Annotated in this window: 3 protein-coding genes; 2 read left to right on the plus strand and 1 reads right to left on the minus strand. The window is 58.9% G+C overall.

The genetic code is table 11. From position 1 onward, the window contains the following. The first annotated feature begins 64 nt into the window (after positions 1-64). Together JNN07_12370 and JNN07_12375 are read left to right on the plus strand one after the other, a co-directional pair. Positions 65-544 carry a hypothetical protein gene (locus tag JNN07_12370; GenBank protein ID MBL9168529.1) on the plus strand — a complete coding sequence of 160 codons (480 nt, stop codon included), beginning with the start codon at positions 65-67 and terminating at the stop codon, positions 542-544. Between the two features lie 19 nt (positions 545-563). Further along, positions 564-1,886, plus strand: a complete 1,323-nt coding sequence (locus JNN07_12375; protein MBL9168530.1) for a GlsB/YeaQ/YmgE family stress response membrane protein — start codon at positions 564-566, stop codon at positions 1,884-1,886. Here the strand turns inward: JNN07_12375 and JNN07_12380 are convergent. Beyond that, complete coding sequence (locus tag JNN07_12380) at positions 1,883-6,235, minus strand: HYR domain-containing protein (GenBank protein MBL9168531.1); 4,353 nt, start codon at positions 6,233-6,235, stop codon at positions 1,883-1,885. The two genes, JNN07_12375 and JNN07_12380, sit on opposite strands and share 4 nt — an antisense overlap. Positions 6,236-6,548: the final 313 nt, after the last annotated feature.

Consider the following 6,548-nt stretch of genomic DNA (forward strand, 5'->3'; position numbering starts at 1 on the left):
GCCTGTCGCTGCGGGGGCTCTGCTACGACAGATTACCTTTTGAACTGCGAAGCGAATGATCTGGATGACACTCAGGACTCAGAAGCAATCCTCTGACACCCTCCCAGCCGAAGGCCTCCGCGTAGCGGCTTCGTCCAACGAGCTGTTTGTTACCTGGAAGTATGCGGATGCCAAGTGGGTAGACCTGGCCAGAGTCCGGGGAATGAAACGTAGTTTTCGAATTCGGCTTATGCTGGACGAAGCTTCACACAAAGTCCGGGCCACAGATTATGTCCGGGCCTTTGATTGGTCGGCCGGGCGCGGTGGCACTCAGATGGAATGGAAAGCCATGCTCGGAATCGTGTTCTTTAAATATGAGCACCATCGCGTGTTGGGACTTCAGATCGATGATCAGGGCCGGTTTAAGCCGGAGCTCGACTACGCCTATACATTCAACCTGAACGAAATGAAATCGCCGCTGATCGAGGCGGTCACTCGCGCGGGGTGGGACTGGCGGCCCACCGTCTGGCAAGGGCCTACCTGGTTGCGTTGGTTAACCGAGTGATTTCTGTAGCAAAATGTTTATGAGTTGGCTGAATTCCATGGTAGCGGCGGTGGGTTCCGGAGCCGTTGGCCTTTTGCTGGCCGGTTTTCTGGCGAATGCCTGCGTGTCCTGGTATCATGTCTCTTCCCGGGAGGGTGGCTCGGGCTTTTTTGTGATGTTCCTGGGGGTGGCGGGGGGTGTCTTGGGATTCATTCTCGGACTCGTTGCTTCGAGGCTCGTCGTTGGGTATTCTGGTCCCGGACTCGGTAAGGAACTGGCGGCGGCCCTTGGCGTGGTTGTGGTCATCGCGGGTCTCGCCGCCGTGTTCTGCCGACTGCTGGCCGACGTTCCTCCCGAGATCGATGGACAGGAGTTGACCTTGGAGGTCGAGTTCCGATTTCCGAATACCTTCCACGGGACGAATCCGCCCACAGCGCAAGGGGAATGGCTCTACACATTCGCCTCCCTCTCCGGACATACCTGTCGTAAACGCGATTATGGTAACGTTCATACCAACTCCGCCCGTTTCGAGGGCGGACAATGGATCGTTCCGACTACCGTCGGCTTGTTCACCGAACGAGGTAAACGCAGCGTCAGTCTGGCTCCAAAAGATGCCCAAGAGGCGTTTGGATTTCTGCTGCCGTTGCCGAGGCGGCCTGGGCGGGAGTTCTTGGCGTGGAGCGCCTGGATTCCTCGGCAGCAGATGAACGGAGAGCCGTGGCCAGCGGACAAGATGTCCTGTCGCTTTCGGCTTCAGAAAATACCTTTGCCAGCCCCGATGCCGACTCACGAGGAGCTGATGTCTGAGCAGGCTGCCAGGGCAGAGGAGGCCTTTCTGGCGATTCCAGCGGATTCCCCCATCCAGGCTTGGTTCCCGTATTTAGCGTACGAGCAATCGCATACGCAGCGGGCCTTGCAGCTGATCAGCAGCCGCTCGAATCTGGTGGCCGAACTGGCGGAACTGGTCGTCAGCCCTGATGCTGAGCTCGCGCACGCTGCGTTGAAGTGCGTGGGGATGCTGCCCTCTCCTCCACAGGAACTGATTCCGGCGGTTCAAGCGGCTGGGCGTGAAATCGCCGTGCGCATCACGAAATTCAACAACACCTCGGCACAAGACGATCCCAACTTTGAGCACGCAGTCGATCCTGCGACGCGATTCTATGGATGGATACCTGCAGTTGAATCATTGCGTCAGCGGTGCGGCGCCGATTTTGTGCCTGAGTTGAAAACCATCCTGGAATTGTCCTGCGTTCGCCCCGAGAGTCATTGCATGCGAGTGGATATTGGGACCCTCGGTTCGCGTTCGCTCCAGGCCTGGAGCGTCACGGCACCGGCCTCCGTTGGCCCCGATCCCGAACCTTAGTTCTCCCTCTTCGTGGGAGTGCAGACCCGACTCACCGACGCTTTGCCATTCGATAACTTAAGACGCACACGTCGGATGTTCTCACCACACCCGATGGTGCAATAGTCTGTAAGAGTCAAGCTGTGAACCCCCGACGCGTAGATTGCTTCAGGCAACTTGGCAGCATTGCGTCCACCCAACGTCGTCGCTTCGGCGGAAAGGGTGGCAGCACCCTCCGCCACTAACAGCCGCAGCTCGACAGCGTGCTGGTCGGTTGCGAACTCAATTGCCGTATCCGCGGTCAGTTCCAAACCGGCCTCGCTTCCGCTTGGATCGGTAAGGATCGCGGATGTCGCCAGATCACCCGATGCATTCCGGAATGTCCAGACGGTATCACCGACGGGTTGTGGGTTCCTGAGCGGCCGAGCTGCAAGGCTGGCGGCATCCCGACAGACGGGCGCTGGCAATTCCCCCAGGCAGATCTTCAGGATTCGCGTGAGGCCCTTGGGCGTGGTGATGACGATTCTTCGGATGCCGCGCAAGCCGCTCTTGAAGTTGACGGTTTCTCCGCTGGTCGCCGTCACTCGGTTCAAACGGTAGGGCGGCAGGGGCGTGTCCAAGTCATCGTAAGGTTGAAATTCAATCTGTCCTGAGCCGGAAAGAAACTCCAACTCCACGAACGGTCGGGGATGGGTAAGGGTTAGCTCAAGCTGGTAGGTTACCTCGTATCCAACGGTATCATAAGCCGACTGAGAACTGCCATAGCGGCTGATGCGGCCGTTGGGCAGCGGTCCGCTGGCATTGCTAGCGGCGAAGGTGAGGTCCCCTTGAATCCAGGGATTGGGGACCTCCCCCCCCTCGGCTGTCCACAGCGGTAAACAGGCAAAATTGCTGGCATCGTCCCGCGATTTATGGGCGCGAAGGCAGAGTTCGCGGAGTGCGACAGCATCCCCAATTACGGTGGCTTTGAGACGGCGCAGCGGCCGATGTTCCCGCGCTCGCAGTGTCACCAACTCCTGGCGGCCTCTCGTTGCATGGGGTGGCACCAAGATCTCATCCGCCTTTCCCAAATCGTCGAACGCCTCCCACTTGATGGAAGCTCCCGAATGAACGAATCCGATGTCCACTTCCCGCCCCGGCGTCGGCAATTCCATGTCCATCCGCGAATCCACCTCCAGCGCACCCCTTCCTGAAGATTCCAGGATCCGGTTTACCCGTGTGCGCGTATCCTCGTTGTCAAACCGTTCGAAGGTCCAACCCGAGACGTTCCATGGATTGGGCCTTTCCCTTGGACTTTGGGTAAGGAAGTTGACGCATCCTTCCGAGAGATCCGGAGTGACCAGGCGTGCGTAGCCTTCGTCGGCCGAAGTCTCCAGGTCAAAGGCCCAGCGTTCGTCGGCGACGGGGTTTGCCATGCCGGTGGTCCAAGGTCCGTTGACCGAGTGACTGAGTTGAAGCTTCGGGATGCCCATGGCAGTTCTGGACCAGTCCAGTCTGAGATGTCCGTCGGCGATTCCGAAGTTGAGCGTTGGAACCAACGGATCCGTTCGATCTCCCAGGTTGAGCAGACGCAACGTGTCGATGTGGCTGGCTCGCACCTCCAAAGAACCGGACGTGATGGGGACGCTCTCGCCGTTTTCGGCCAGAATCTCGACCCGATCCGCCAGGAAGTCCTTGGAACCGCTCGAATCGTTGCTGGTTATCCAAAGGATGCGGTTCCAACCCAACACCCATGTGAACTGCCCCCCCACCGCGACTGCGGTCACCGTGTCCGGCAGGATGCTGGGAAGCAGATTGCCTCGAGCACCCTCCGCCTCGTTCACTCGCCCATTCTGCTCAAACACCAGCTGATCGCCGCGAAACAACCGGAGCGTGTGGCGAGTTGAATGCAAGGCAGGGAAGCGCGTCGCGAAGAAGTAGGGACTTCCATCGTTCAGATTCCTCCCGCCGAGAGCGGCGTAGACCGGGCAACAACCCTCTGCTGATCCGTCTCCCGAGTCGTGGCCTACCCATTGCACCTGGAGACTGGCTCCCACTCGAGGAAACTGGACTGGGCTTACTGGCACGTAGCCGAGATTCACGGTGCCCAGCGTGATGGCTCCCGGTGGTGGGCTCGGATTCCTGTCCGTTTCCGAGTTGAACTCGATCGACACACCATCCCTTCCGCTTTGTGACAAGCCACTGAGCGCCAGCGTGCCCACCGGATCGAGTCTGAAGTCGATGTTTCCGATGGGTCGGACTCGATGGCCCGCAAAGAAGAGGCTCGGTGTTGGGTTGTCCGCGTGGCTGATGAGATCGCGGACCAAGAAGTCTTCAACCTTTTTGCCGGCGAGGACCAGGGCACGGATACTGCCCGGTGTCCAACGTGGAGGTTGGGATACTTGGCTATCTGTCCAGTGCAGCGAAACCACTTGAACCGCCTCGCCATCCTCTAGGATTGCTCGGACCGGAAGCCCATCGAAGTTCACTGCTAAAGCCAATCGCATGTCCGAAGCGATCTCGGCCTTGAGGGTTCCTGGAGGGACGTGAAGCAGATCCAAGTTGACGGAGGGCCGGGTTCCTTCAATTGCCCGCATCGTCCCGTCGGCCAGGAATATCTCGCACCGATGTCGTGCGGGCGGTGGGTCGGGGAATGTCTTGGGAAATCCAGCGCTCAGCTCGATCTTTCCTCCGTTCTCTCGGAAGAGGAGAAAACCCATCGTGACGCTTGAAGATCCAGGCAGTGTGTTTCCGACGCCCCCGGCGATAAACCGCAGTTCGGCACCGGGAGCGTACAGGCTTCCTTCACCGAACTTGAGCTCGGCGTGGGATTTTCCGGGACGAAATCCTGGTTGCTGGAGCCAAGTAGAGGCTTTATCGGTCAGGTCGAACTTCACATCCCAGTCGGCTGCATATCCAAGTGGGTTTTGATCCTTCCAGTAACCGGAAAAGCCCGAAGGATTGTCGACCTCGTAGTCATCAAAATATCCGACGGGAGTCAACGGCTTCCAAGCAGGTGGTGGGATGGGCCAGGTGGGTAACTCCAGCGATGCAGGGATCGTGGGCTGCGATAGGAGACGCAGGTGGCCGGTCGACGCTGAGCAGAGGATCCCCTGGCTGCCGCGGATTTCTTGTCGGAAATGTGTAAGGGCTAGGCTGGCGATAACCCGCTCCGCGACGCCGCTCATCCGGAGGTCAAGTTCTGAAAGTGGGGAGCGCGATCGGATCCCCTCGACGGGCTCGGCAACTAGTTCCAGTCGGTCAGCCGAGAAGCCCAGGGGGTTTCCCGAATTGTAGAGGGAGATCCCGGAGGGTCCCCCGAACGAGGTGATGAACGTCACCCCATCCTCCGACCGGTTCTCCACCCGAATGGCCAGTGGAATCGCATCCAGGAAGACTTGGTCTCGGAGCGGAAACTGATTGGGGGCTGGCACCGATCGGCCGGCCGACTCGTAGAGAAGCTGGCTGCCTTTGTAGACTCGAAGCCGGTAAGTCGAAGAACCTAAGGCTCTGAAATTTGGAAGGAGTTCGAAGACCGCGAATGTCCCATGCCGCTGGAGACGCATCGAGGCCAGTTCCCTTGCGGATTCGTCGAGCGCTTTGGCGACGAACACCGCACCGGCAGGCAACTCGCCGGCTTGGATGGAGCGATCAAAATTCACGCGGATCACATCCGCACCTCCGAAGATGAGTCTTATCCCATCGTCGCCGGAGCTGCCAATCTGGTGAAGCCGCATCGAGCCGTCGGCCCTTAGGGCGGCTTGGGCGTTCCCTTCTACCACTGCGGCCGTCCCTCCGAAGAAGGGGAGGTCGCAGTTCCCCGCCACCGTAACCTTGAACTGGCATTCGGATCTTAGGCCGCTCTCGGTCACGGCGGTGCACACGACCGTATGGACCCCCGCCACAAAAAAGCTGCCACTCGGAGGTATGGTGGTCAGAGTGACGGTGGAGGATGGGCAGTCGGCCGTAGCAGTCACCGCGAAGGAAACATGCCTTGGACAATCCACTGATATGTCCGTGGGACAAACAATCACTGGAGGACCGGCCTCATGCACCGTTACGCGCTGTGTTGCTTCACGTTCATTTCCACAAGCGTCGATTGCCCGCCAGGTCCGGTCCACGGCGATCAGCCCTGGCGTGAGGATGTTGGTGGTGGTGGAAACAATCTCCGTCGAGAGTGGGTTGTTGCTGGCATCGATGGCGACGACGGGATCGAAACTCCACGGTGTTCCGCACTCCACCGATTTGTCGGCTCCCGCCGTAAGACTTGGCGGCGGCGTGCCACTGCACTCATCGGCAGTCGAACGGGTAGCAGCCAGGAGGAAAGCCGTCGCGATGACAGTCGCCAGAGCCAAGTGGCCAAAAGGCGGTCGTGATTTCCAGTTAATCATGTTCGTTGTCCCAAAAATTGCAGTGCCATTCTTAGAAGCCGGATTTGGTCGCAGTGATTACAGGACAGTCGAATCACCACTGGAAACCGGCTTTTGAGGGGGCGGATCCTCCCGAGTGGGATTCGCCTCTCCTAGAATCAATGCGAGGTTTTGGGACTGGAACGATCAGGGATCAGATCCGAATGGCGGTTAGTTAAGTCCTAAGCGTTTTTTGGAGAGACGTTTGCGACGAGGAGGATTGGGGAGGTTTGAGAGCATGTATTCGGCGGTTATTTGCTGCATTTGGAGGAGCGTTTCCCAGACCTTCCGTTGG

The organism is Verrucomicrobiales bacterium (genome assembly GCA_016793885.1).
In the GTDB taxonomy this organism is placed as follows: Bacteria; Verrucomicrobiota; Verrucomicrobiia; order Limisphaerales; family UBA11320; genus UBA11320.